At 36.9% G+C, this 26,204-nt stretch carries 23 protein-coding genes; 12 read left to right on the plus strand and 11 right to left on the minus strand.

Annotated features, from left to right (window positions below; all coding sequences use genetic code 11):
• Positions 1-90: 90 nt before the first annotated feature.
• The 5 genes from ACFOW1_RS08770 to ACFOW1_RS08790 all read left to right on the plus strand — a co-directional run bounded on the left by ACFOW1_RS08770 (position 91) and on the right by ACFOW1_RS08790 (position 8,069).
• Positions 91-1,362, plus strand: coding sequence for a NupC/NupG family nucleoside CNT transporter (locus tag ACFOW1_RS08770; protein WP_379013653.1), 1,272 nt, complete (start codon positions 91-93; stop codon positions 1,360-1,362).
• Positions 1,363-1,501: 139 nt separating this feature from the next.
• Entirely contained in the window at positions 1,502-2,680 is a 1,179-nt protein-coding gene (gene mqnE, locus ACFOW1_RS08775; protein ID WP_379013654.1) for an aminofutalosine synthase MqnE, read from the plus strand.
• Between the two features lie 200 nt (positions 2,681-2,880).
• Positions 2,881-4,818, plus strand: a complete 1,938-nt coding sequence (locus ACFOW1_RS08780) for a transglutaminase-like domain-containing protein (protein ID WP_379013656.1) — start codon at positions 2,881-2,883, stop codon at positions 4,816-4,818.
• Positions 4,819-4,842: 24 nt separating this feature from the next.
• Positions 4,843-7,119, plus strand: a complete 2,277-nt coding sequence (locus ACFOW1_RS08785; RefSeq protein WP_379013658.1) for a hypothetical protein — start codon at positions 4,843-4,845, stop codon at positions 7,117-7,119.
• A gap of 230 nt (positions 7,120-7,349) precedes the next feature.
• Complete coding sequence (locus ACFOW1_RS08790; protein ID WP_379013660.1) at positions 7,350-8,069, plus strand: hypothetical protein; 720 nt, start codon at positions 7,350-7,352, stop codon at positions 8,067-8,069.
• Between the two features lie 55 nt (positions 8,070-8,124).
• On the opposite strand, the gene ACFOW1_RS08795 is transcribed toward ACFOW1_RS08790, so the two are convergent.
• Positions 8,125-8,946: an alpha/beta hydrolase gene (locus ACFOW1_RS08795; RefSeq protein ID WP_379013661.1), complete on the minus strand. Its 822-nt coding sequence runs from the start codon at positions 8,944-8,946 to the stop codon at positions 8,125-8,127.
• Positions 8,947-9,085: 139 nt separating this feature from the next.
• On the opposite strand from ACFOW1_RS08795, the gene ACFOW1_RS08800 reads away from it, so the two are divergent.
• Together ACFOW1_RS08800 and ACFOW1_RS08805 are read left to right on the plus strand one after the other, a co-directional pair.
• Entirely contained in the window at positions 9,086-10,039 is a 954-nt protein-coding gene (locus ACFOW1_RS08800) for an ATP-grasp domain-containing protein (RefSeq protein WP_379013663.1), read from the plus strand.
• Positions 10,040-10,133: 94 nt separating this feature from the next.
• The gene (locus tag ACFOW1_RS08805; protein ID WP_379013664.1) at positions 10,134-11,237 is read left to right on the plus strand and encodes a carboxylate-amine ligase; all 1,104 of its coding nucleotides are present in this window, start codon (positions 10,134-10,136) and stop codon (positions 11,235-11,237) included.
• 587 nt (positions 11,238-11,824) lie between these two features.
• Here ACFOW1_RS08805 and ACFOW1_RS08810 read toward each other — a convergent pair.
• The 8 genes from ACFOW1_RS08810 to ACFOW1_RS08845 all read right to left on the minus strand — a co-directional run bounded on the left by ACFOW1_RS08810 (position 11,825) and on the right by ACFOW1_RS08845 (position 18,654).
• Entirely contained in the window at positions 11,825-12,715 is an 891-nt protein-coding gene (locus tag ACFOW1_RS08810) for a hypothetical protein (RefSeq protein WP_379013665.1), read from the minus strand.
• Positions 12,699-14,015, minus strand: a complete 1,317-nt coding sequence (nrfD, locus tag ACFOW1_RS08815; protein WP_379013666.1) for an NrfD/PsrC family molybdoenzyme membrane anchor subunit — start codon at positions 14,013-14,015, stop codon at positions 12,699-12,701. Before nrfD ends, ACFOW1_RS08810 begins: the two co-directional genes overlap by 17 nt.
• Before the next feature lie 17 nt (positions 14,016-14,032).
• A complete protein-coding gene (locus tag ACFOW1_RS08820) occupies positions 14,033-14,962 on the minus strand; it encodes a 4Fe-4S dicluster domain-containing protein (protein WP_379013667.1) in 930 nt (309 codons plus the stop codon).
• A gap of 2 nt (positions 14,963-14,964) precedes the next feature.
• On the minus strand, positions 14,965-15,264 hold the full coding sequence (locus tag ACFOW1_RS08825) for a hypothetical protein (RefSeq protein WP_379013669.1): 300 nt from the start codon (positions 15,262-15,264) through the stop codon (positions 14,965-14,967).
• 187 nt (positions 15,265-15,451) lie between these two features.
• Entirely contained in the window at positions 15,452-15,859 is a 408-nt protein-coding gene (locus tag ACFOW1_RS08830) for a c-type cytochrome (protein ID WP_379013670.1), read from the minus strand.
• A 77-nt stretch (positions 15,860-15,936) separates the two neighbouring features.
• A complete protein-coding gene (locus tag ACFOW1_RS08835; protein WP_379013671.1) occupies positions 15,937-16,857 on the minus strand; it encodes a DUF5777 family beta-barrel protein in 921 nt (306 codons plus the stop codon).
• An 11-nt stretch (positions 16,858-16,868) separates the two neighbouring features.
• On the minus strand, positions 16,869-17,267 hold the full coding sequence (locus tag ACFOW1_RS08840) for a hypothetical protein (protein WP_379013672.1): 399 nt from the start codon (positions 17,265-17,267) through the stop codon (positions 16,869-16,871).
• A gap of 37 nt (positions 17,268-17,304) precedes the next feature.
• Positions 17,305-18,654 (minus strand): ethylbenzene dehydrogenase-related protein, encoded by a 1,350-nt coding sequence (locus ACFOW1_RS08845; protein WP_379013674.1) that lies wholly within the window; start codon positions 18,652-18,654, stop codon positions 17,305-17,307.
• 288 nt (positions 18,655-18,942) lie between these two features.
• On the opposite strand from ACFOW1_RS08845, the gene ACFOW1_RS08850 reads away from it, so the two are divergent.
• The 5 genes from ACFOW1_RS08850 (at position 18,943) to ACFOW1_RS08870 (ending at position 24,710) form a co-directional block, all read left to right on the plus strand.
• Complete coding sequence (locus tag ACFOW1_RS08850; RefSeq protein WP_379013676.1) at positions 18,943-20,400, plus strand: sodium:solute symporter; 1,458 nt, start codon at positions 18,943-18,945, stop codon at positions 20,398-20,400.
• Between the two features lie 92 nt (positions 20,401-20,492).
• The gene (locus ACFOW1_RS08855) at positions 20,493-21,143 is read left to right on the plus strand and encodes an O-methyltransferase (protein WP_379013678.1); all 651 of its coding nucleotides are present in this window, start codon (positions 20,493-20,495) and stop codon (positions 21,141-21,143) included.
• Positions 21,143-22,270 (plus strand): glucosaminidase domain-containing protein, encoded by a 1,128-nt coding sequence (locus tag ACFOW1_RS08860; protein ID WP_379013680.1) that lies wholly within the window; start codon positions 21,143-21,145, stop codon positions 22,268-22,270. The genes ACFOW1_RS08855 and ACFOW1_RS08860 overlap by 1 nt, the downstream gene beginning before the upstream one ends.
• Before the next feature lie 32 nt (positions 22,271-22,302).
• Entirely contained in the window at positions 22,303-22,842 is a 540-nt protein-coding gene (hpt, locus tag ACFOW1_RS08865; protein ID WP_379013681.1) for a hypoxanthine phosphoribosyltransferase, read from the plus strand.
• 107 nt (positions 22,843-22,949) lie between these two features.
• Positions 22,950-24,710: a YfbK domain-containing protein gene (locus tag ACFOW1_RS08870; RefSeq protein WP_379013682.1), complete on the plus strand. Its 1,761-nt coding sequence runs from the start codon at positions 22,950-22,952 to the stop codon at positions 24,708-24,710.
• A 624-nt stretch (positions 24,711-25,334) separates the two neighbouring features.
• Here ACFOW1_RS08870 and ACFOW1_RS08875 read toward each other — a convergent pair.
• Together ACFOW1_RS08875 and ACFOW1_RS08880 are read right to left on the minus strand one after the other, a co-directional pair.
• Positions 25,335-25,583 (minus strand): hypothetical protein, encoded by a 249-nt coding sequence (locus ACFOW1_RS08875; protein WP_379013683.1) that lies wholly within the window; start codon positions 25,581-25,583, stop codon positions 25,335-25,337.
• A gap of 262 nt (positions 25,584-25,845) precedes the next feature.
• Entirely contained in the window at positions 25,846-26,085 is a 240-nt protein-coding gene (locus ACFOW1_RS08880; protein WP_379013685.1) for a hypothetical protein, read from the minus strand.
• Positions 26,086-26,204: the final 119 nt, after the last annotated feature.

The raw sequence follows: 26,204 nt of genomic DNA on the forward strand, positions 1-26,204 counted from the left end.
TTTACCCGTAAAAGCAAAACTTTTCTATTCATGTTTATAAAAACTATATCTTCAACCCCTACAAAAAATCTACTTACAAACTACTAGCTTATGGCACGTTTTCAAGGACTCTTTGGTATTATTCTCATTTTAGCGATTGCCTTTATATGTTCAAACAATAAAAAACGTATTAACTATCGTTTGGTTTTTAGCGGTATTTTATTACAAATTGTTATTGCGGTATTAGTATTAAAAGTGCCTGTAGTTACCAATTTCTTTAAATGGGTAGGTCGACAAATTGGTCATATTGAAGAGTTTGCAAAAGACGGTGCTGCGTTTGTTTGGGGTGGTGTTTTTGTGCAAAGTAATTCAGGCGCTTCGGTTACCTATCGTTCGCCACAAACCTTCATTTTTGCTTTTAGTGTAACCGCTACCATCATTTTGGTATGTGCTTTAGTGGCTATTTTTTATCATTTTGGCATCATGCAGCGCATTGTGGCTGTGATTGCTAAAGCTATGAATTTTATAATGAGAGTAAGTGGTGCAGAAGCTTTGAGTAATGTAGCTAGTGCTTTTGTAGGGCAAGTTGAAGCACAAGTAATGATTCGTCCTTATTTGAAAGGGATGACTATGAGTGAATTATTAGCAAGCATGAGTGGTAGTTTGGCTTGTATAGCTGGTGGTATTTTAATTGTGTATGTCAACTTTGGTGCTAAGGCTGAATATTTATTAACGGCTAGTTTGATGGCTGCACCTGCGGCTTTGGTGATTAGTAAAATTGTATGGCCAGAAACTGAAGAAAGCGAAACAATGGGCACTGTAAAACTAGAAGTAAAAACACCCTATAGAAACGTCATTGATGCTATTTCACATGGTGCAAGTGATGGTTTTAAAATTGCCATGAACGTTATTGCAATGCTAATTGGTTTTATCGCTTTAATTTCTCTAGTCAACTTTCTATTAGGTAAACTGGGCATTTTATTCCATTTAGATACCAAATTATCACTTGATTGGATTTTTAGTAAACTCTTCTATCCTATTGCTTGGGCTATGGGCGTACCTACTGCAGATGTTAATAATGTTGCGGCTTTATTGGGTCAAAAAATAACCATTAATGAGTTTGTAGCTTTCTCAAATTTAACGGCAAAAGACCCTGTAACCAACCAATTAGTAATGCATATGAGCGAAAAAGCAACCATGATTGCAAGTTTTGCTATTTGTGGCTTCGCCAACTTTAGTAGCGTAGGTATGCAGATTGGTGGTATTGGCGAAATTGCCCCTGAACGCCGTGGCGATTTGGCGCGTTTAGGTATGAGAGCTTTGTTGTGTGGCACATTGGCTTCTTATTTATCCGCAACAATTGCCGGAATTTTAATGGGTTAATACCGCACCAAATTATCGAAACAAAGAACTATTTTAATAAAGGCAACTTATTAGTTGCCTTTATTGTTTATAAAATGATATTTAGCACCATTTCTTTAAAAGCGAGTGCTAATTTTGAAGCTTAAAATTTGAAAGAATCATGCAGACTGTTTTTAATAACGCAGAACAAATAGTAGCTGCTGTAAAAGATGAAGATTTACAACGTATTGGCACCAAAATTTTAAATAAAGAGCGCATTAGTTTCGATGATGGTGTGGTGTTGTTTCAAAAAGGATCGCTATCCTATTTAGGTGCATTGGCTAATTATGTACGTGAATATAAACATGGTAATAAAACCTATTTCAACCGTAATTTCCATATTGAACCCACCAATGTGTGCGTGTTTAGCTGTAAATTCTGTTCTTATTCAAGATTGTATGCGCACCGTGATGAAGGTTGGGAACTAAGCATCGATCAAATGATGCACATTGTTAAAAGCTACGACAGCAAACCTGTAACTGAGGTGCATATTGTTGGTGGTGTACATCCTAAATTAAATCTGCCATTTTTTATTGAGCTTTTAAAAACTATTAAAGCACACAGACCAGAATTACACATTAAAGGTTTTACGCCAGTGGAGTTAGATTACATGTTTCGCAAGGCAAAAGTGAGTACTGAAGAAGGTATGCGATTAGCACACGAGGCAGGATTAGATTCTTTGCCAGGTGGTGGCGCTGAAATTTTCCATCCAGAAATACGTACCCAAATTTGTGATGATAAAGTAGATGCAGAAGGCTGGTTGAACATTCATAAAACGGCACACCAACTAGGTATGCACAGCAATGCTACTATGTTGTATGGCCATATTGAAGAATATTGGCATCGTATAGACCATATGGATAGATTACGGCAATTGCAGGACGAAACTGGTGGTTTTAACACCTTCATACCTTTAAAATTCCGTAATAAAAATAACGATATGAGTCACGTACCAGAGAGTACGGTGATTGAGGACATGAAAATGTACGCTGTTGCAAGACTATATCTTGATAACTTTCCGCATATAAAAGCCTACTGGCCAATGCTTGGCAGAAAAAATGCCCAGTTAACTTTAAGTTTTGGTGTAAATGATATAGACGGCACTATAGACGATAGTACCAAAATATATAGTATGGCTGGCAGTGAAGAACAAACGCCCAGTATGAGTACGGCTCAGCTTGTAACACTCATCAAACAAGTAAAACGCCAGCCTGTAGAACGTGACACTGTGTACAACGAAATTAGAGACTACAGCGATATTGATGTAGCAGAGATAGAAGTGAATCCGCTATTAAATTAAATAACACAAAAGATTAAAACGCCCTTTACTTGGTAAAGGGCGTTTTTTTATACAATTAATCGTATCTGTAATCACAGTTTTATCATTTAATTATCAATAATCCATTTTCAAAATTTTATTTTGTCAAATAACAAAAACATATATTTTTATTCTTTCTAAATATTTTCTAATACAAAATTCTAGCTGCAAAAAAATTGTGTATGAGACAGACTATTTTGGTGCTTATTGCACTATTTACAATTGCTAATACAGCATTGGCACAACTACAAACTAGCGATGCAGAAGGCATTACACTAGCTGCAAACCTAAAAAAGCTGAATAAAAAAGCAAAATATGGTGCTGGTTTAATAGAGCAACAGTTTGAGTTTTCTACTGGTAAAGGCATTATGGGTACACCAGTGGTTACATCTGTAGAACATGGAAAAATAGAAATGGTAGCGATAGATGATCACGTAACAATGGGGCATTTACTTGACTATAACCAATTTGTACAAATAAAAGATTACGACTTTGAGGTATTTTATAAAAGTGGTTTTAAAAGTCAAAAATATCCACCAGAAAAAATATCGCTTACAGGCGATGATATTTACCTTGATGATAGTTATGGTTTGTTTTACGGCTTTAAAGCAGATGCTAGCGGCCAACGATGCCGTTTTAAATACGAATATCAATACATAGATGCAAAATATTTAACCAGGTTGTTCTTTCATGAAGGCATGCCCATTAAAGAAAAGAAAATTAGCTTTAAAGTACCTAACTGGCTAGTGCTTGATATTGCTGAAAAAAACTTTGGAACTTATGCCATTAAAAAGGAAGTAAAAAAAGAGAAAGATTTTACCACTTATACTTATTCAGCAACTAATTTGATTGGTATAAAAAGAGAAAGTGCTTCACTTGCTAGACCTTATTACTTACCACATCTAGTAATCACAGTGCGTAGCTATACAATAGGGCAAAAAGAGTACAATGGTTTTAAAACAGTAGATGATTTGTATGCGTGGTATAACTATTTGTACAAAAAAGCAGAGAATAAAACAGATGATTTAAAGGCTATTGTAAACCAATTAACACAAGGTAAAGCAACAGATGAAGATAAAATAAAAACTATCTACTATTGGGTGCAAGATAATATTCGCTACATCGCTTTTGAAGAAGGTTATTCTGGTTTTGTACCGCAAACCACACAAGAAGTATTTAAAAACAAATTTGGCGATTGTAAAGGCATGGCTAATTTGGTAACAGAAATGCTAAAACTAGCGGGCTACGATGCCCATTTTGCATGGATAGGTACTAGAGAAATACCTTACGACCATGCAGAAGTACAATCGATGTGTGTAGATAACCACGCTATTTGTGTATTGTACTACAAAGGCAAAACTTATTTTATTGATGGTACAGAAAAATATGCATCACTGGGCAAAAATGCCTATAGAATACAAGGCAAAAGTGTACTAGTACAAAATGGCGATACATACAAGCTAGAAAAAGTACCTACACCAACAGCTAACGAAAATAAAATTACCACAAAAGCCAATCTCGAGCTTAACGGTGATAAAATTACAGGCCATGTCACGCTTACTTATGATGGCGAGGGTAAAAACTTCTTCCATAATATTTACAACAATATCCCTTCTAATAAACGTAAAGAGTTTATTACTAAAATGGTAGAACTAAACAATGCCAATTCAGAAGCAACTAACGTAAAAACATCTGATATAAAAAACCGTGATATTCCTATTGTAATAGAAGGTGATGTTGAAATAAGTAACCAAGTAACAATAGTAGATAATACTTGCTATACCGGTATTGATTTCTTTCCAGGATCTATTGTAGGCTTTATACCTGAAGAAGATAGACAAACACCTATTGATATAAATGCCGTTTTTGCCTTTGCGGATGAAGTAAGCCTAAAACTACCTGCCAAAGCAAAGCCTACTACACTACCTAAACCGTTACAACTTAGCTTTAGCAACAATAATATTTCGGCTGAGTATTCTTCTACTAACAATACCATTACGTTAAAGAAGAATTTACAAATCAACTCACCAGTAATTAACCCTACTGATTTTGTAGCTTGGAAAAACTTTTTAAATAAAATTAAAGAGTACAACCGCAACAACGTAAACATTCAACTATAAACCATATTATACTGCCTAATTACCATGAAAAAACTAGTATGTACCATTGCTATTATAGCACTATTTATTAGCCAAACGTTTAGCCAACAACGCATCACAAAAAAGGAACTTGAAACACTAAAAAAATACAACGAAGCGGCTGCTTTACTAAAAGATGATGCAGACTTTAGTGGCAACAATACCGCAAAATGGGAAAATGAAAGTGCCGTTATTCTTTGCCAAAAAACAAGCTTTGACTTTGATAAAAAAGGGTTAAGTATTGGTAAGCGCATTGGTAGAAATCTAATTGGTCTTTTGTGGTCTGGAGTAACTTTCGGGTATACTATTTATGCAGCCAACGCACGTAACGAAACAACAATTATAGTTGAAGAAACAGAAAGACGTAAAATTTTATTGAACGATAAGTACGCACTAGAACTTTACTCAATTCTATACTTTAGATTGGCAGCCGAAGGCGATGCTTTTGCAGCAAGAGTGATTAAAAAAGACGGTACTATTCAAAAAATTGACTTTACCGATGCCGTTAAGGTAGATGATGTAAAAAGTGTACCAAGCTTATTTAAAAGCTATACTGAAAGTGAATTTAAATCTAACTATCGCCCAGATTTTTTTAAAATTGCTATTTCAGATTTAGAAGAAGGCGATGCTATAGAGTACGAATACAAAAACTATAACAATACGCGCTACAACAATAACCCTAACTACAAAGAGTTTGAGCCAGTGTATTATTTATGTAACCGTTCATTACCTGTAAATAAGCAAATAATAGAAGTAACTACCGAAGACAGCAAATATTACATGGCATTTAAAAGCTTAAAAGGCGCACCAGATTTTGTAGTTACTAATAACGGAGATAAAAAAGTGTACAGATGGGAAGATAATAATCGACCAAGACTTACCGATAACCGCTTTGTAAATGAATATTTAGAGTTACCATCTATTAAGTTTCAGTTAACCTATGCCCGTAACAATCGTAAAGACTTTGTATGGTTTAAAGATGAAGAAGATACCAAAAAAGACATGACGCCAGAAGACCTTGGCAGTAAAGCAAAGCAATTTTGGTATGCCAATAGTGCCGTACAAAGTAGTGCTATTGCCATGGGTGAATCCTCTTACAATTCTATCATTAACTATTACTACAAAGACCTAAAAAAGAAAGGTATTACACAGCTTGCCGATGATGAATATGCCCGTAAAGCCTACTATTTATTGCGTTCTAAAACCATGTACAATAATTGTAGCGACTACGATTTTGCTAAGATATTCTCTGGATTGTTAAGAGAAAAAAACTTAGATCACGAAATAGTAGTAACCACACCAAACTATAAAACAAGTATTGACAAAGTAGCATTTACACAAGAAATAGCCTGGCTTGTAAAGTTTAAAAACAAATACTACGCTAATCCTGATGAGCACTTAAACCCCGAAGAACTGCCTATACATATAAATGGTAATACAGCAGTTAAATTTAACTATACCAATCAGGCAGATAAAGCAACTTCTATCGTATTGCCAATAAGCGATACCACCGAAAATGCTTGGGTAACACAAATTACTGCATCGTTAGATACCAATAAAGCCAACTTAGCCATTGCAAAAACAGTAGAAGCAAAAGGGCTAATGAAAAATGAAATAATAGACGATATATTAACCTATACACCCTACATGGAAACCGATTTTAAAAACTATGACGGTACAGGGATGTGGGATGGCATGAGCGATGCTGCAAGTGAAAAAGCAACTAGCGAATTTAAAACCCGCAAAAAAGACTGGAAAGAAGAAAAACCAAAACTAATGAAAGCTTATGCCGAAGCAGAATACAATTGTGTAGTTGAGAAATACGATGATTTTAAACTGCTACAAGATGGTAGAACCTACAAAAAGAAACCCTTAAAGTATTCTGAAACATTAACTCTACAAAACTTTACGGCAACCGCAAATGATGACATTGTATTGCCATTACCAAAACTAATAGGCACACAAACAAAAATTAAGAAAGACGAACGCACACGCACCTTACCTATTGATACACGTTTTCCTAGAATTTTATCTTGGAATATTACCCTAGCCATACCAGCAGGCTATACCGCAAAAGGTATAGATGGCTTAAATAAAACCATAGATAACGATGCAGCAAGCTTTACTTGCAAAGCCAAAGTAGAAAACAATACCATTGTGCTAGATGTAAAAAAAGTGTACAAAGGCAAAAACTTTGATGTAGCCAAATGGCCATCTTTAATGGCAGTGTTAGATGCTGCTTATAGCTTTTCGCAAGCAAAAATTATTTTAAAGAAAAACTAGTAATTACAAACTATTTTACTAAAGGTGCTATTACAAACGATAGCACCTTTTTTTATGACTACGTTTTGAAGCAAAAATAATTAGCCTACTTTCAAGCGTCATCTGCGTTATCTGCGAGCCAAAACCTTTAACCCCATTTTAATTTGGCAAAAAGCAAACAGTGTAATATATTAGAACTAGAAAAAGTGCTGATTTAACAGCATTATTGTTTCACTACAAATTGTCTTGTTATGAAAACATTATCACAAACCTGGTTTGCCGATGGCTACATTGATTTTGAGTTAAAAAAGTACACACTACTCGCCTATTTGCAAGAAATTGGTAAATATTTTGACGCTAATAAACTCTACCCGCAACTTGCAGATTTAATTTTTCATTACAACAATCTCATTGCGTTTAGAGAAAACAAAAAATACCTTCAAGAACAGTTTCCAAAGCGTTTAACAGGCATTCAAATTCAACAATTACAGGTATTGTACGAGAATATGATTGCCGATGATGAACTCATGGAAGAATTAGAAAGCATTATACACTATGCTGCTGGTACGATGCAGCGTGCTATAAAAAATGGTACTGAAATTTATGAATTCGTAGAGCAAAACTTAAGTATAGCGCCTGTAGGCATTATGCCATTAGACCATCAAGAGGGCTACTTTTTTTTATGTGAAGGCCAAGCCAAAAACACATGGGTCTATCAATACAGAATGAGCATTTTTGAAAAGCACGATGATAAATATCGTACTATGAAAACAGAATTTGTAGATGTATGGCAACGCAATTTTGTAAACACGTACCAAAGCATTAAAACAGAACTCATAAAAAAGCGTACAGAATTACCCAATCCTGCGGTGTATGCTGTAGAAACCAACCTTACCTTCCCCATGGAAGAAACCTTATTGCCAATAGCCAAACGTAGTTTGGTAAGGTATATTAGTACGATAAGTGGGTAATGGTTCATGGTTCATAGCGGATGATTGACAACTGAAAATAAGAAATGTCAAATCATTAATCCGCCATCCTACCCCAGCCCCATTGCAAAAAATGTGGTAAAGCTTCAGCCCATGTTGGCACATCGTGCTTACCATTGTCAAGTAATAAATATTCAATGTGCGCATCGGTATAGCCTTTGGCTTTTAGCTCTACAATAAGGTCTAAGGCATCGTCTATACTATCAATTACACCATTGTTATTTCTATCGGCTGTTTCGTCAAGCGCACCACATTGTACAAAAAACGTTAGCCAAGGGTAAAACATCCCTTTGCGTATTTGTAAGTGCATTAATCGGTCGTTTTCATCGTTATAGCCAGCATCGTAAGCCTTACGGCGCCACCACAAACTGCCGCTAAACACGCCTACTTTATTAAATTCTGTGGCATTATTCCACACAATATCTAAGGCACTTAAACCGCCAAGGCTAAAACCTGCAAAAGCTTTGTCTTTAAAATTAGGCATGTTAAAAGCCTTGCGAATAAAGGGCAACAATTCATCAAAAATAAACTTGCTATATAAGCCCGCTTTGCTGCCAAGCCCTTGATAGTCGGCACTATAAGCCGTACCATACTCGTTACGTCTATCGTCACCGCAATAAATACCTATACACAGCAAAGGTTCTATCGTATGGCTATCTATCAATTGTGATAGAATATCGATGAAAGGCATTTTAGGTAAATCTTGCCCATCATTCATTAATAGTAAACTCATTTGTTCGGGCAATACAATATTGGTGGGCAAATACGCATCAATCTGTACCTCTCGTTCAAGGTATTGTGAGTATATATGGTGTTGTTCAATTACAATGGTTGGTAAATACGCGCTGAGCTTTGTCATAGCTTTCAAAAATAAGGATTGTACTTTTTAAAATAATTCAGGAATTTAGTAGCAGCAACTAAGTTTTGTTTGTAAATGTTTATTTATATTGAACCCAAATAGTATAAACGTAATTCTTAAAACAGATAAATTTATTAGTATGAAAAAAATAGGCATTTTACACGGCAAAGAAAGAAGCTTTCCCGAAGCATTGGTAGAGCGTATTAATAGCAAGCAGGTTACAGGTGTAACGGCTGAATCGGTAAGCATTAATAAGGTCATTCAAGGTGAGGCATCAGGTTATGCAGTTATTATAGATAGAATTAGTCAAGATGTACCTTTTTATCGGGCATTTTTAAAGAATGCGGCCTTGTGTGGCACGGCTGTTATCAACAACCCATTTTGGTGGAGTGCCGATGAAAAGTTTTTCAACAATTGCTTGTCTACTAAAATAGGCGTACCTGTACCTAAAACAGTGATTTTACCATCGTATAAATTACCTGATGATACCACAGCAGCATCATTTAGTAACTTGGCGTATCCGCTCGATTGGAAAGGTATTTTTGATTATGTAGGTTTTCCTGCCTACATGAAACCATTTGCAGGTGGCGGTTGGAAAAACGTGTATAAACTAGACAGTATTCAAGACTTTTATACCAAACATGCCGAAACCGATCAGCTAGTGATGTTGTTACAAGAAGAGATCGTTTTTACAGAATATTATCGTTGTTATTGCATTGGTGGCAAACATGTGCGCATTATGCCTTACGAGCCAAGAAATCCACACCATTTACGCTATGTAGCAGACTTTACGCCAAGCCCAGAACGCCTGCAACAAATGGAGGAAATAGTATTGAAAATTAACCATTTTTTAGGGTACGATTTTAATACGGTAGAGCTTGCCATACGTGATGGTATTCCTTATGCTATTGACTTTTGTAATCCTGCGCCCGATGCGGAACGCACAAGTGTAGGCGAAGACAACTTTGCATGGGTAGTAGAAACTTCAGCTAACTATGCCATAGAAAAAGCATTGGCACAAGAAGAAGGCAAAGACAACCTCACTTGGGGCGAATACATTAAAAGAAGCAGTGCTAAAATACCCTTGATTTAATTCAATTCGATAATGTGGTGATGTGATAATTAGATAATTAGTAACCCATGAGACATCACAAATCATCACATTATCACATCATCTCATCGATACTATGAACTATAAACATTTTACCCTTGGTGTTGAAGAAGAATACATGGTGCTAGACCCTATAACAAAGGAGCTCAAAAGCCATGAACAACGCATCGTTATTGAAGGACAAAAAATACTTCGCGACAAAGTAAAGGCAGAAATGCACCAAGCGGTGGTAGAAGTAGGTACTGATATTTGCGCTGATGCACACGAAGCATTTAAAGATGTGGCTGGCTTGCGTGGCAATATTGCACAAATAGCTGGCGATATGGGCTTGTGGGTGGGTGCAAGCGGCACGCATCCTTTTAGTCATTGGGGTAGCCAATTAATTACCGACCACCACCGCTACCACCAAATTGTAGATGAACTGCAAGATGCTGCAAGAAGTAATCTCATTTTTGGCTTGCATGTGCATGTAGGTATGGCTGATAGAAAAATGGCGATTCACTTAGCCAATAGTGCGAGATATTTTCTGCCACACGTGTATGCACTAAGCACCAATTCACCATTTTGGGAAGGTCGCTTAACAGGTTATAAATCTTATCGTACCAAAGTATTTGATAAGTTTCCTCGAACAGGCATCCCAGAATATTTTGAAAGCATTGAAGCTTATGAAAGCTATGTGAACTTGCTTATTAAAACCAACTGTATAGATAATGCCAAGAAAATATGGTGGGATTTGCGGGTGCATCCGTTTTTTAACACGGTAGAGTTTCGTATTTGCGATATTCCAATGACTATCAACGAAACCATTGCTATTGCAGCCTTGTTTCAAGCTATTTGTGCTAAATTGTATAAACTGCGAAGTCAGAACATGAACTTTATGATTTACCAAAGAGCTTTGATAAATGAAAACAAATGGCGAGCGAGTCGCTATGGACTTGATGGTAGTTTAATTGATTTTGGTAAAGAAACGGAGATACCTACTAAGGCATTGATATTAGAATTATTAGACTTTATTGATGATGTGGTAGATGAATTAGGCAGCCGTCATTTTATCAACTTTATACATACGATGCTAGAACGTGGTACAGGTGCCGATAGACAGTTACAAATTTATGAAGCCACAGGTAGCATGACGAATGTGGTGGATTATATCAATAGTCAGTTTTTAACGGCAGATTAAAAAATATTAAAACCTTGAAGTTTTTGAAACCTTCAAAGTCTTGTAAAGCCTTGTACTTTACAGGGCTTTTTTATGCTATTTATCTTTGTAATTATACTTGAGTGGTATTGTAAACAAACCTCAATATTTAAAGTACACAATCTGTAAGCCAACTCCATGTTTAGCAGTCTCACTAATTATTATCATACTTTTAACCAGTGTCGCAGTAAAGTGATGGTCATTATCACCCATATAGCCTAATTGCGGCGGCGCCCAACTGCAACTTTGCTCCGCCCAACTGCAACTTTACGCCGCCAAGCATCCACTTTGCGCCGCTCAGGCTCAACTTTATGTCTACCAGGTTCAAATGCACGTCTCCAGACTGCAACTTTGCGCCGCATAACTTCCACTTTGCGCCGCTCAGGCTCAACTTTATGCCGACCAAGTTCAACTGCACGTCTCCAGACTACAACTTTGTATCGCCAAACTGCAAAATGATGGCTTACCAATACAACTTTGCCCAAAATCAACGTATCTACGAGCCATTTCGCTTATTTTGGTAAAGAAAGAAGTGCGCTTTTTAAACGACAATCATTTACACTATCAGGTTAAGCCCCAACCGCTTCATGACCTAACTTTTTAATGGTTATTAAATTAAGCACAAGCTTAATAATAATACCCCAAACCGCTACAATAATAGAAGAGGCAATAAGTAATAACCAAATAGGTGTTTTATCTCTTGTACCAAATAAGGTGCGTCTATCAAAAGTATCGTTGATGGTTACAAATTTGCCACCCCAAGGCACTATTTTTTCGGCACTTATATTACCATACTGTTCATTGTCTTCCATTTTTGCTACTAAAATAATATTGCCTTTGGTATCGCCAGGTATACTATCTCTTTTAAAATCTGCCGAGGTTTGCCCTGTAGAATCGGTGGTAAATGTTGCGGTTTCGTTTACAGATAAATCGCCATCTAAGCGCCTAATACCAATTTTTAGTTCAGCCCCAGCAACGGGCTGCCAAGTGCTGTCTTTCATGGCCAATACGGTGGCGGTTATTTTTCTATCGGCACTAGTATCTATTACAATTTTGGCTTTGCCCACCGTTACATCACCACTACCTGCATCGTATTGTTTATTACCATCAAACACAGCATAAAAACTATGCTTTTTCGATTGCTGCCATTTAGCTTTTAAACTTGGAGGTATTAAGGTAACAGCTTCGCCCTTGGTATTGGTAAGCACTTTGCCTATTAATGTAGCGGTAGAAGTGGTATCTAAATACACTGCTACTGCGATATTAGCCACAGGCTTAAACTTACCATCTATTTTAGATTTGGCACGTACCAACACATAAGGAATGGTATTATTAGCCGCAAAATAGTTAACCCCTAAGCTCACACTATTTTTGTCTACGGCTTGCGCAAATGCATGGAAGTTAGCAAGCAGAAATACGATGGCCAATACAGTATTGCGTTGTTTATTTTGCGGTTTCATGTGCTTGTTCGGTTATAGTTTCTTGAATAGGGATAATAGGAAAGATTCTTGTAAGAATGGTAATAATAAGCATAGCACCTGCTAGCGAGCCCAATGCAATAGCCCACTCTTCCCAACTAGGAAAATAATGTTTATAGTTTTCAGGTACATCATTCATGGGTAAAAATGGATGCAACAAAGTAGGTGTTACAATTAAGTAACGCTTAAACCAAGCACCTACCACCACCATAATACCTGCAATAAAAGCTGGCAGAGGTTTTCTACCTTTTCTAAATAGAAGGATAATGATGGGCAATATCATACCTACCGTAATGGCAAACCAAAATAATGGTGCAAACTCACCTGTAAACAAACCATTCAAATGCGCTTCTTCCGATTTTTTCATTTTAAAAGCAGGCACTAAATATTCGTTTACATTAAAGTATAGGTACAACAAGGCTAATAGCACGACAATTCTACCCATTTTCTCAAAATGTACTTCGGTAATGTATTTATCTAAATGATACGCTTTTCTAAACACATACATGGCTACCATCACAGCGCCCCCACCTACTAAAAACGCACCTGAAATAAAGTAGGCGCCAAAATTGGTGCTATCCCAACCTGGCCTATAAGTAGTAGCAAATAACCAAGAGGTAACGGTGTGAATAGAAAAGGCAACTGGGATAATAGTAATACAAAGTATATTAATGGCTTTGTCACTCAGCTTAGACTGCTCAGCACTACCCTTCCAAAAAGCCCCTAAAAAATGGTATAATTTGTACAAGCTTTTATTTGTTTTTTCCTTAAAACTCAAGAGAATTTTAATATCGGGCAATAAGGGAAAATACAATAATAAAAGACTGATAAAAAAGTAGGTGGTTATTACCACCACATCCCAAATAATGGGCGATTGCAACCTGCCATACAGAAATAAATTATAGAACCGTTCGGGGCTACCCATATCTACAATAATGATAAGCGAGGCAAAAATGATGGCTGCCACCGCAATAATTTCGGCAATTCTGGTTAAAGGCGTACTCCAATGTACATCTGCCAAGCGAAATACCGCCGTAATTAAAGAACCTACCAAGCTAATGGCTACAAAAAATACAAAGTTTGAAATATAAATACCCCAAGACACATAGTCTCGCATGGCGGTAACCTGCAAGCCATACCGCAATTGGCGGTAGTAAGCATAAGCGCCTACCAAGCAAAAAGCAAGTAAAATGCCCGTCCATATTTTACCAGCTTTGCCAAATTTTTGTGGCAGCAAATCTTGTATAATGGTATTATTGGCTATTAATTGTTCGTTTTCCACGTGTAAATAATTTAGGGTTAATGAGTGGTGGTATTATTATCTAGGCCAGATTCAAAAGGAAAATTTCGGGCTACAGGTGGTAAATAATAGACACTTGGCTTAGTACCTAAATCTTCCATCAACCGATAGCCTGCTTTATCTTTTAAGAGCTCGCTCAAACGAAACGTTTCAGCCCCATTGGTAACGGTATCTTCATTCATATCACCAAAAAAGAAAGTACCATTTGGGCAAGCGGACACGCAATGCGGCAACTCGCCTTTGCGAGCCATATCTGGACAAAAATCGCATTTACTCACCGTACCCATTTTTTGTGGTACACTTGTTTCGCAGGAATATGGTAGCGCTTTTACTTCGGCTGGCAGTTGCGGTTCGCCCCAGTTAAATACCCTTGTAGAATAAGGACAAGCCGCCATACAAAAACGACAACCAATACAACGATCACTATCTACCAGTACAATGCCATCTTGCCTTTTAAAAGTGGCATCTACTGGGCATACTTTTACGCAAGGCGGTTCATCGCAATGCATACATGTAGTGGGTTCCCAATAAGGTGCGGTATATTCGGCATCTTTCATAGGGTCAACTTTAATCCAGTTTTGCCCTGGATTTAATTGGTGGGCATGGTTGCAAGCACTTTGGCATTTTTTCAAGTTTTTACATCTTGATAAGTCAATCACCATCACAAACTTCTTACCAGCAATACCCAATCTTGCTTCTGCATTAGTAACAGTAGGCAATACGGGCACTGGCTTTAAAAAAGCTTCATCTACTTCAATAATGTCGCCATCAACCGATAATAGTTTTACCATTTTGCCAGAAGCTTTTACCGTTTCATCGGCTGCGGCTTCAAAGGCAGATTTTTTACTGCCGCAACCAATGGCCAAACCAGTAGCTGCTAAGCCGGTTAATAAAAAATCTCTTCTTGAGTTATTTGTATGATTGCTCATGGTTATGATTTGGTGGTTTGTCGTTTTTTAATCCAGTTCAATAATTCGTTATTACTCACTTTCTTTTTACTACTAGTGATGGCGGTTGCATCTATTTCTACCAACCTACCATCTTGTGTAAGCATGGTGACTGTTTTCTTTTTACTTTCTGGTGCGCAAGCAATAATGTTTTTTTTACTTACAAATGGCAAGCGAAAAATGGCTGTAATAGCCCCAATTGCAGATAAAATACCTACGCCAACTACAAAATGTCTTCGCGTTGATGGCGCTTTTTTGGGGATTAGGCTGTTATAATTTGTCATACTTTAAACCGCTTTATTTATGGGTAAAACTAAGTTGCCCTGCATCCTTAAATGCTGACATTGGGTATGTTATAAGATGATTTATGTCATAATTACTACCACATAGCAATGCTTAACATCTATCATCCCTAATAACAAAAAAGGCTTGTACCAGATACGATACAAACCTTTTATGATTAACAGGGGATTACTTTTTAAGTGTACGCATATACACTACCAAATTCCAAATGTCTTCGCTTTCAGGAATCTTCTTTTTAAAAGAAGGCATATCATCTCTACCTTCTGATACTTTGTAGAATAAACTACCATCAGATTGTGATTGAAAAGCCGCTTTTGTAAAATCATCTGGTTGCGTTTTTAGCTGTGCAGCTTTGCTGCCATCACCTAAACCAGATTTTCCATGACAAGACGAACAATGGGTTGTCCATAGTGTTTTACCTTCTGCAATAGCTGCTGGGCTAGACTTTACAGGATTAGCTGTTTTAGCAGCTTTGTCTGGTACTGGCCAAGGTTTAGCTTGTTGTACGTTGGTAAATGCAACGCTAACAAACCCAAGTGCTACTACTGAAGCTGCCAAGATTAGTTTTTTTGTCATTTGTTGTTGTTTTTAAGTAAAAAGAAAATTTTTGAACAATCACTACCTATTTATTGAAAAAGCTGTAAGGCCATATGTTAGAAGTTCCATAATCTAGTGATGTTAAACCCAATTAAAAATTGGCCTTTGGTATAATCATTTTGGTTAAATAGATTATTGTTTTGAGGCAATAAGGCACCGTAGTTTCCTGCAAATACTTCAAAATCGTGACCACTAGATTTCATCTCTAGCCCAAAGCTGATATTGGGGTGGGGATTATTAGTGGGATGTTGTGTTAAAGGCTGATCGTAATTGGCTATTAAGGCTGTTTTTGGCGATATTTTGTAACGCCCAGAGAATGAGATGGCAAAATGGTCATTCTTCCATTTTGGCATTACTTTACCCGTACCGTCATCATAGCCTTCAAGGTTATTAAAGTGCGATAAACTAGGGCTTACCTGAATAGATAATTTCTCCGAAATTTTTCTAGCAATAATAATCTGATTAAAAAAGCTAAATCGATCAGAAGTGCTTACAAATAAAGTGGTGTTGTCTCGCTTTCTGGTGTCCATTACAGCATTGCCAAAATAAGTAATACTGATGGGCATTTTACCATCTTTTGTTTGCTTAACCAAGGCGTATTTAAGGTTAAAATCCGTTTGCATACGCTCGTTAGTGGCACCAAAACCAACTTGTAAATCTTTAATAGGCACATAGCTAAAGCCTAAGCGCATGGTAGCCGATGCAAACAATCCAAATAAGTCTGTAAAACCCTTATCTGTAGTACCAAAGCGGTGTTGAATATCAAATTCAAACGTACCTTTTATGGGTACCATCACCGTTTGATTATCTATTAAATAATTGCCTTCAAATGTGTTTTTGGTATACGATTTCTTTTTCACTACTGGCGCTTCTGCTGTGGTAGAATCCTGCGCCAAAGCAGTACCAATATTGCTGCAGCAAAGCATAAGTAAACAAAGCTTTGCTATTTTACCTAACTGGTTATATGTAATGTTCATAAGTGTTGTTTTTAATTGTTTTTAGCACCTTGTTTTATCCAAGCCAGCATTAATGCATTTATATTGGATGGATTATTAGCCGAACCTAGTGGCATTGTTGCAGATTTTTTACCTGTAAGCCATAAATACACATCACTTTTTTCAGGTGAGGTTGTATTAATAAAACTGCCACTTTGTAAGGCGGTATAAGCGGTTGCTGCTGATAAATTTGGCGCAACAGAACCGCTATGACAACCACTTGTGGCACAGCTTTTCGTAAGAATGGGTTGTACATCTTTAGAAAAACTGACAGGCATTGTTATTGCTACTGAGTTATCTATCAACAATGTTGTATTTTTTGAACAACCAACTATTAATACCATACAAGTAACAATTAGCAGTGCGGTCATTCCGATTATTTTCTTTGACATGGTCTCTATTTTTAGTGATTAAAAGAACAGCCAAATACTATTTCTTAAACGTAAGTGTTAAGTTTGGTTGAATACCATGCTGGTTATTAGATTTATTCCAGAAAGCAACCCCAAAAACTTGGTCTTGCAAGCTAGAAAAATCAATATCTTGTTTCAATACATCTCCAGTTTTTAAAGCACGTTTGTATTCTATAATCCAACCGGTACCAGTATAAGTTGCTGCGCAAGTAATATCTGCTCTACCACCTATAAGAGGCACAGCAATATTTGCTGGAATAGAATTTTTGGCTGTTGGGCCGTTTACAGCATCACCTGTACGTTGGTAATCTGTACCTACTGTTGGATTAATCGTAGAACCATCGCTTAAGGTTAATACGCCAGCAGAACTTACAGCAGTTACTTTTTTGGCTTTACCACTCGTGGTATCAGATACCAGAATAAAATTGGCACTACCAGCATTTGGAATTACCCAAAGTGGTACAGCAACAGACGCACCAGTACCATCTAATTTTAAGTTTTGGGTATTACCCACTTCACCTTGTGTAGGCGAAACGGTATAGTTTGGTCTATATGGCCAAATGGTAGATTTTGTGCCATCTGGCACGATTCCATCTACGTGGCGACCATTCGCATTGCCACCAGTAAGATTGGTTATAGCTTGACCACCAGCATAATCTTGGTAATTATCATCCATTAAATTTAATGAAGCATCTTTAGTGATATAGCCTAAGCGACCCCACCACATATCAATTTTTTCATTAGGGCCATTGGTGTAGTGATTACCACTACCCGAATTAGAAACAGTAGGTGGCGTGGTAGCTGTTTGTGGTGAGGCAAGTACACCAGAATAATCTAAATAGGGTGTAAATACGTGGCAACTAGCATAGCAAGTTTGTGCGGCAAACTTTGGAGTTGAATTATCAATATTCCATAGCATGGCAAATTTATCTTCGCCCCAAGCTGCTCTTATTAAATTGCCATTAACGTCATAAGTTTTACTGCTTGGCTCTTTGGCCCAGCCAGTTTTACCAGCTACATTAGCCGTAGGATCAAAATACCAAGGTGTAACGTTGGTACTTTGCGAAGCATCTGTTACTTCCAGCAAAAAGTAAATGTTTTGCGCGTCATACATAGAGCGCAAAGTGCCAGCATACTGCTCACCAATATAACCAGTAAATAAGCCATTTCCTGGATCAGGCACTGTAGGTGTAATACTAATTTTTGTTGCAGAGTTCCATAGTGCATCAATAGACCCATCTATGGTAGGCGGCGTACTTGTATTAACCGATACTAGCGTTGTAGAACTTGCACCTGCGTCGGGAATAATCACTTGATCGTTTTTTGTGCAACTGATAGCGTAGCCTATCACTAAAATGATAGTTGACATTATCCAGAATTTTGTGCTTTGAATAAGTTTCATAAGTAAATATTTAGAATGAATGGTTAGGCTTTGTGACCTTATTTCAAGGTGCAAATTAGAAATGTTGTAGGGGGTAGATTATGACTTGTGATAGCAAGAAATATGATATAAATCAGCTATTATATTATTTTCTATAATAATATATGAGCGTACATTATTCATGCCACGATGTTTATAGTGGTGCTTTCTAGTAGCTTATTTTAAATACTTCACAAATTGGTTTTATCTTGGCGGCTAATTTTAATGTAGCGCATTATGAGTCCTTTCGTATTGTTTGTGTTTGTTATCGCCTATTTCGCAGTATTACTTGGTGTGGCTTGGTTTACAGGTAAAAACAGCAACAACGACAGCTTTTTTATTGGCAATAAAAACAGCAATTGGATGTTAGTGGCTTTTGGTATGATAGGCACAAGCCTTAGTGGGGTTACATTTGTAAGTGTGCCAGGTGCTGTTGTAAAAGAGTCATTTGCATATTTTCAAATCACTATTGGTTATGTTATTGGCTATATCACCATTGCATTTGTGTTATTGCCATTGTACTATCGCCTCAATCTAACATCAATCTATAATTTTTTAAAAACCAGGTTGGGCTTTAAATCTTACAAAACAGGTGCTTCATTTTTTATTTTATCTAGAACATTAGGCGCCACTGCAAGACTGTATTTAGTGGTAAAAATTTTGCAAGATGCAATATTAGAAAGTTTTGGTGTACCATTTTGGTTAACCACGCTCATCATATTAATTATGATTTTGCTATACACATTTGAAGGCGGTGTTAAAACCATTGTTTATACAGATACTTTGCAAACTACTTGTATGCTAGCAGGATTAGTGATTTGTGTGATTTATATTTTAAGTAATCTCCATTTGGGTTTTGCTGAAAGCTTAACCGCAATGGGACAAAAAGGCTATACAAAAATCTTTTTTACAGATCCTAATAGCAAGCTCTTTTTTGTAAAGCAAATACTAGCAGGTGCATTTATTACCATCACCATGACAGGTATGGACCAAGAAATGATGCAGAAAAATATTTCAGTAAAAAAGCTAGGCGATAGCCAAAAAAATGTCTTGACACTTGGTTTTATTTTAATGGCGGTACTATTATTATTCTTGTTTTTGGGTGGCTTATTGTATTTGTATGCAGATAGCCAACATGTAACTGCAACAGGCGATAAATTATTTCCAGAAATTGCTTTAAAACACATGCCACCGTTTGTTTCTATCATTTTTATTATCGCGTTAATTTCAGCGTTATTTCCTAGTGCTGATGGCGCTATCACTGCCCTAACGTCTTCTTTTTGTATAGATATTTTAGCCATTAAACGCAGAACCGACTGGGATGACGCAAAACAGAAAAAAGTACGCCAAGTGGTTCATTTAAGTATCGCCTTTATTTTTTTACTATTTGTGATGATATTTAAATGGATTAATAACCCAAGTATGATTGGCGTTATCCTAAAAGTTGCTGCATATACTTACGGACCATTATTAGGCTTATTCACTTTTGGCATTATTACCAAAAGAGCAGTTAATGATAATATGGTGCCATTCATTTGTGTTGCAGCACCAATTATTTGCTTCTTTATAGATAAATACCAAAAAGAATTTTTCGGCGGATTTGAAATAGGCTTAGAATTATTAATAATCAATGGCAGCTTGACGTTTCTTGGGTTATTAGCGGTTTCTAGAAGCGAGGGCTTGGCTAGTAGATAACGCAGAAATATGAATATCATTAAATTAAATCTATATCTACTGAAAAATCCGACAAATCATCCTAATCATTCTAAATCTAGGTTCAGACAACAATGGCTCAAATAGTAATACCAGAAATAATAGAACAATATGCAGATGCGATGACATCGGATGAAACCGATTTATTGGCGCAGATAAATGCTGATACAGTAGCCACGCACCAACTACATCACATGTTGAGCGGAAAAGTGCAAGGCAAATTATTAACATTTATTAGCAGCTTAATGCAACCTAAATATGTGCTTGAAATTGGCACATTTACTGGCTACAGTGCGTTGTGCCTAGCCATGGGAATGCCAGATGATGGGGAATTACACACAATTGAACTACGAGAAGCCGATGCAGAAACCGCAAAATTAAATTTTAGCAAATTTAACGCACATAAAAAAATACATTTGCACCTTGGTAAGGCACTAGACATAATACCAAGCTTGCCCTACAAATGGGATTTGGTATTTATTGACGCTGATAAAACTGGTTATATAGATTATTACGAAATGGTATTTCCCCTATTGAACGACAATGGTTTAATCATCGCAGACAATGTATTATTTCATGGGCAAGTAGTAGAAGAACCTTTAAAAAGTAAAAGTGCCAAAGCCATTGCTGCATTTAATGAACATGTAGCAGCAGACAAACGTGTAGAACAAGTAATGCTAACTGTAAGAGACGGCTTGCTATTGATAAAAAAAGTACTCCAATAATGAAACAATGTTTAACGATTTTTCTTGCTACATTAATGCTTGCTAGCAATGCGCAAAAAGAAAAAGCCTACAATTATATAGCCCAATATAAAGATATCGCCATCGCAGAAATGCAGCGTAGTGGCGTACCCGCATCTATTACTTTGGCTCAAGGTATTTTAGAATCGTCTTATGGTGAAAGTGATTTATGCAAAAACTCAAACAATCATTTTGGTATTAAATGTAAAACAGAATGGAACGGCGATAAAGTGTACCACGATGATGATACCAAACAAGAATGTTTTAGAAGCTACCCATCTGCTGCTGAATCTTACAAAGATCATTCTAACTTTTTAAGAACAAGAACTTGGTACGATTTCTTATTTAAACTAGACCCTACAGATTATGTGTCTTGGGCAAAAGGTTTGAAAAAAGCAGGCTACGCCACCGAAAAAGATTATCCTCAAAAATTAATTAAAGTCATTAACGATTACAATCTAAATCAATACACGTTGATTGCGTTAAATAAATTACCAAACGACAACCAAACCCTTGCAAACACCGCCAAAGAAGAGATTTATGAAGATACTACAATGGCACCTGAATTGGTAATAACAATCTCTTCAAAGCAATTGAGAGAAAACCAGCTCAAACGTGCACAAGGCTTGCCTGAAGATTCGGTGATTATTATTAATCCAAACGTGACGGTTGCCAAACCTAGTGTTGAAAAAAAGACAGCAAACTATCCTGAAGGTATTTTCACTATTAATCATAGCAAAGTAATTTATGCAAAAGAAGGGACGTCACTCCTCTCATTGGCAAAGCAATACGATATTTCTTTAGCCAAACTCCTTGAGTTTAACGATATGGAAGATGAGGAAATCTTAGCAACCGATAAGCTCATTTTTATTGAAAAAAAATTAACCAAAGGCGCTACCGATTTTCATACAGTAAAACCTAACGAAACATTACATGATATTTGCCAAACAGAAGGTGTTCGTTTGGATAAGTTGGCTGAATACAATGGTATTAAAAAAAATATGCAACCTGTTATTGGCGAAAAAATATACTTACGTACCAATGCGCCTATTGTGCCAAAAACAATGGCTCAAACCAATGCGCAAGGCGGTTCATTATCCACTAACTAATACATTTCCATATTGTCTTTAACGCAATTATTATGGGTCATTCAATCACGCTTTTCAATAAAACATTTGTGCCCTTCATCAGCGCAGAAGCCATTAAAGACAAAATAAAAACACTTGCGGCTGACCTAACAAGAGATTATGCTGGCAAAAAACCCTTGTTTATTTCGGTGCTAAACGGCTCTTTTATTTTTAGTGCCGATTTGTTTAGAGAGCTTGAAATAGAAGCTGAAATCTGCTTTATCAAACTTGCTTCTTACAAAGGCACGCAATCTACAGGCCACGTAGTTACGGCTATTGGCTTAGATATCAACCTTACTGATAGACATGTTATTGTACTTGAAGATATCATTGATACTGGTAAAACTTTGCACCAATTTTTACCACAATTGGTCAATCAACAACCTGCTTCATTAAAAATTGCGGTATTGCTACACAAGCCAGAAGCCCAACAATACCCAGTAAATATTGATTACTGCTGCTTTACCATTCCTAATAAGTTTGTGCTTGGATATGGTTTAGACTTTGATGGCTTAGGTAGGAATACCCGAGAAATTTATCAGCTAAGCGAGTAATTAATTCCTAAGGTTTTCTTAATTTCACCGATACAACACGCTTAAAAAACGATTGCCATAAATTTTTTGCTTATTTCTGCTTTCCGTTACCCTAAAGTATCTTGCAAATGAAGCAATTACTACTAATACTGCTGCTGACTGCTGCCTGTTTCGGCAATTGTTTTGGGCAATATTATGTAAGAGGCCAAGTAAAAGACGAAAAAGGTAGACCCCTAGTAGGTGCATTGATTAAGCTTCATACCAAAGGAAATTTACAATTTTTTAGCGGCGATAATGGCTTGTTTGGTATTCCTTCAACCAAGCAAATAGATACCATTGCAATTACCCTAGATGGTTTTGAACCCTTTCGTGCAGCCATCGAAACGCAGAAATACCAAAACTTGACACTGAAAATGCTAGCTGCTACCGCTAGCTTAATGAAAAACAAACTCGCCTCTATTACCAAAAACCTCTCTCCTAATCAACAAATAAATTTTTTAAGTACCATTGGTGAAAGCTATACCAGCTTTATTGAAAATGATTTTGTAGCTGCTAAAAATTATCCCGAAACAGGCTTTGCCCTAAATATTGACCGTGCTTCTTACAGTAATATTCGGCGTTTTTTAAACAACGAATTAACGGTACCCAACAACGCTGTGAGAATTGAAGAAATGCTCAATTATTTCAACTTATCACTCGACAAAACACCCAATACCACCCAACAATTTACCTGCAATAGCACCGTAACTTCTTGCCCGTGGCAAGCCAACCATCACTTGGTGTTTATTAATTTAAATGCACCCAAGCTTAATTTAGACAGTGTGCCGCCTAGCAATTTGGTGTTTTTAATTGATGTTTCAGGCAGTATGGATAAGCCTAACCGCCTCCCCTTGTTGCAAGCAGGGTTTAAACTTTTGGCAAAAAACTTACGCCCTATCGATAAAGTTGCTATTGTAACCTATGGCGGCAATGTGGCAGTGCCTTTACCACCTACCAATGGCAACGAACTTGATAAAATTAATGAAGTAATAGACTCTTTAACCGCTAGTGGCGATAGCCCAGGTGAAGGTGCCATCAGAACGGCTTATGCCATTGCTAAATCGGCTTTTATACCCAATGGTAATAACCGCATTATATTGGCTACGGATGGCGATTTTAACGTAGGGCAAACAAGCGATAAAGACTTGGAAGACATGATTACCATTCAGCGGCAAAGTGGTATTTACTTAACCTGCCTTGGTGTGGGAATGGGTAATTATAAAGACAGTAAACTAGAAACCTTAGCCAAAAAAGGCAACGGCAATTTTGCCTATTTAGATAATGCCGCCGAAGCGGAAAAAGTTTTGGTAACAGAATTTACCAAAACCATTTATACAGTGGCCAATGATGCGTATGTGAATGTTTTATTTAACGAAGCCACCATTAAAAGCTACCGCTTAATAGGCTTTGACAATAAAAAAGAAGCGATTGCCGATGCAAGTAGTAAAGTAGAAGGCGGCGAAGTAGGTAGCGGCCATAATTTAATGGCCATTTTTGAAGTAGAGCCGATAGACACCAACACTATTACAGGTAAGCAGCTTGCTACGATTACTTTACAATACAAGCTGCCATTATCGGGCAACAATCAGTCACAAAGTTTTCCTGTGGCCTTTAATGACCAAGATTTGGAGACGGCACCTGCCACTATCCGTTTTGCTACTGCCGTAAGTATGTTTGGTGCCTTGCTAAAAAATTCTAACTTTTCTAAGAATTATACCTTCTCCGACGTTTTAACACTTGCCACTACTGCCGTAGATAAAACCAATGTTGCGCAGAAAGAATTTATCACCCTTGTACAAAAAGCCGAGCGCATTTATTTACCAAATAAGAAGAAAAAGAAGGCCAATTAATTGCAAAACCACTTACCCTTATCAGCATTTTCTAGCTGAAATAATTAATGAATTATGACTTTCAGAGTCATAATAATTCTCGGTAAATCTTTCTTTTTTAATGGCTAGTAATATTTAAGGTTAACAAGCATTTTTTGTTTACGCTAATCTTAAATGGCAGAACTAGGGGAAGCTTATAATATTACTTGTGTTTCGCAGTTATTACGCAGGCAGCCCGAAATTAAGGTAGTGCAGCTATGTATCTGCTATTGCAACTAAAGGGATGAAACATCCCTTTTATCTGTCGTTCGATATGCCCTAAAAGAACATGAGGAACAGCGGGGCATTACCTCTACTTATCTATTCAATACGTTTATCCATCCTTCTTTTTACGTGTATAATTTTATGTATTACTATTTTGTGAGAGAGGGCATAGTAGCGATAGATGATATAGTAAGGAAACACTTTCATCTTACATTTCCTAAACTGATGTACTACAATGGCATATAATTCTGGATTTCGGGCAATTTTGAAGATAAAATGATTCACTTCTTCTAAAAAATTAGTATCACCTACATCACTTTATCATTGTACCAATCAATTATTTCCTCTATTTCTGTTTGCACTTTGGCAGAAATGGTAATTTTAGCTGCCATGCTTTTTTAGCTTTTCCTTAAGCGCTGCGTAACTATCGTTCCAATCTTTAAAATCTTTACTACCGCTTTCATAGGCCTCATTGCTTTCTCGCAATTCGTTTAGTATCGCTTCATCTTTTGCCCAGTAAGGCGTCGCTTCCATTTCTTCTATTTGACATTTTAATGCTTGCAATTTATCCTCTGCTGTTATCCCCTTTATTTTTTCAATTAAGCTAGCTTGTAATAATTGGGTATCCATAATATTTTCTTTTTTTAAAAGTAGCATTTGTAAACGATGTTGTTGGTAAGAATTTTGCTAGCAAAGGCCTCTAACCCGTCACTTAGTTTTACATAAACCCAAGACAAATAACTAAGTGACAAGCTAGCACAAGTCGGCTATGCACATTGCTATACTACTGACTTACGCTAGACTGATGAAGACAAATATAAACAATGGTTTGCTCTTAATGGATGTTCCAAAGGGCATCCCGAAGTAAAGCTAAGGTGGATATTTATTCGACTTAGCTACTTTTTTCCCCGCCTTTGTTGTTGTTGCTTTCACCAACAATATTTTTCCATCGAAACACCCTCAAGCGTTTTGAAAGCATAAATCTTTCCATCGAAACACCCGCAAGCGTTTTGAAAGCATAAATCTTTCCTTTGAAACGCTCGCCAGCATTTTGAAAGCACAAATCTTTCCTTTGAAAACCTCGCCGGAGCTTTGAAAGCACAAATCTTTCCTTTGAAACACTCGCCAGCATTTTGAAAGCACTAATTTTTCCTTTGAAAGGCTCGCAAGAGTTTTGAAAGGCAATTGTAAGCTCCCCTAAAATCCGCTACATTCAAAAGTATAAAATTCTCCGTTTTCAGTTTTTATAGG

It is taken from the genome of Parasediminibacterium paludis, from assembly GCF_042651445.1.
In the GTDB taxonomy this organism is placed as follows: Bacteria; Bacteroidota; Bacteroidia; order Chitinophagales; family Chitinophagaceae; genus Parasediminibacterium; species Parasediminibacterium paludis.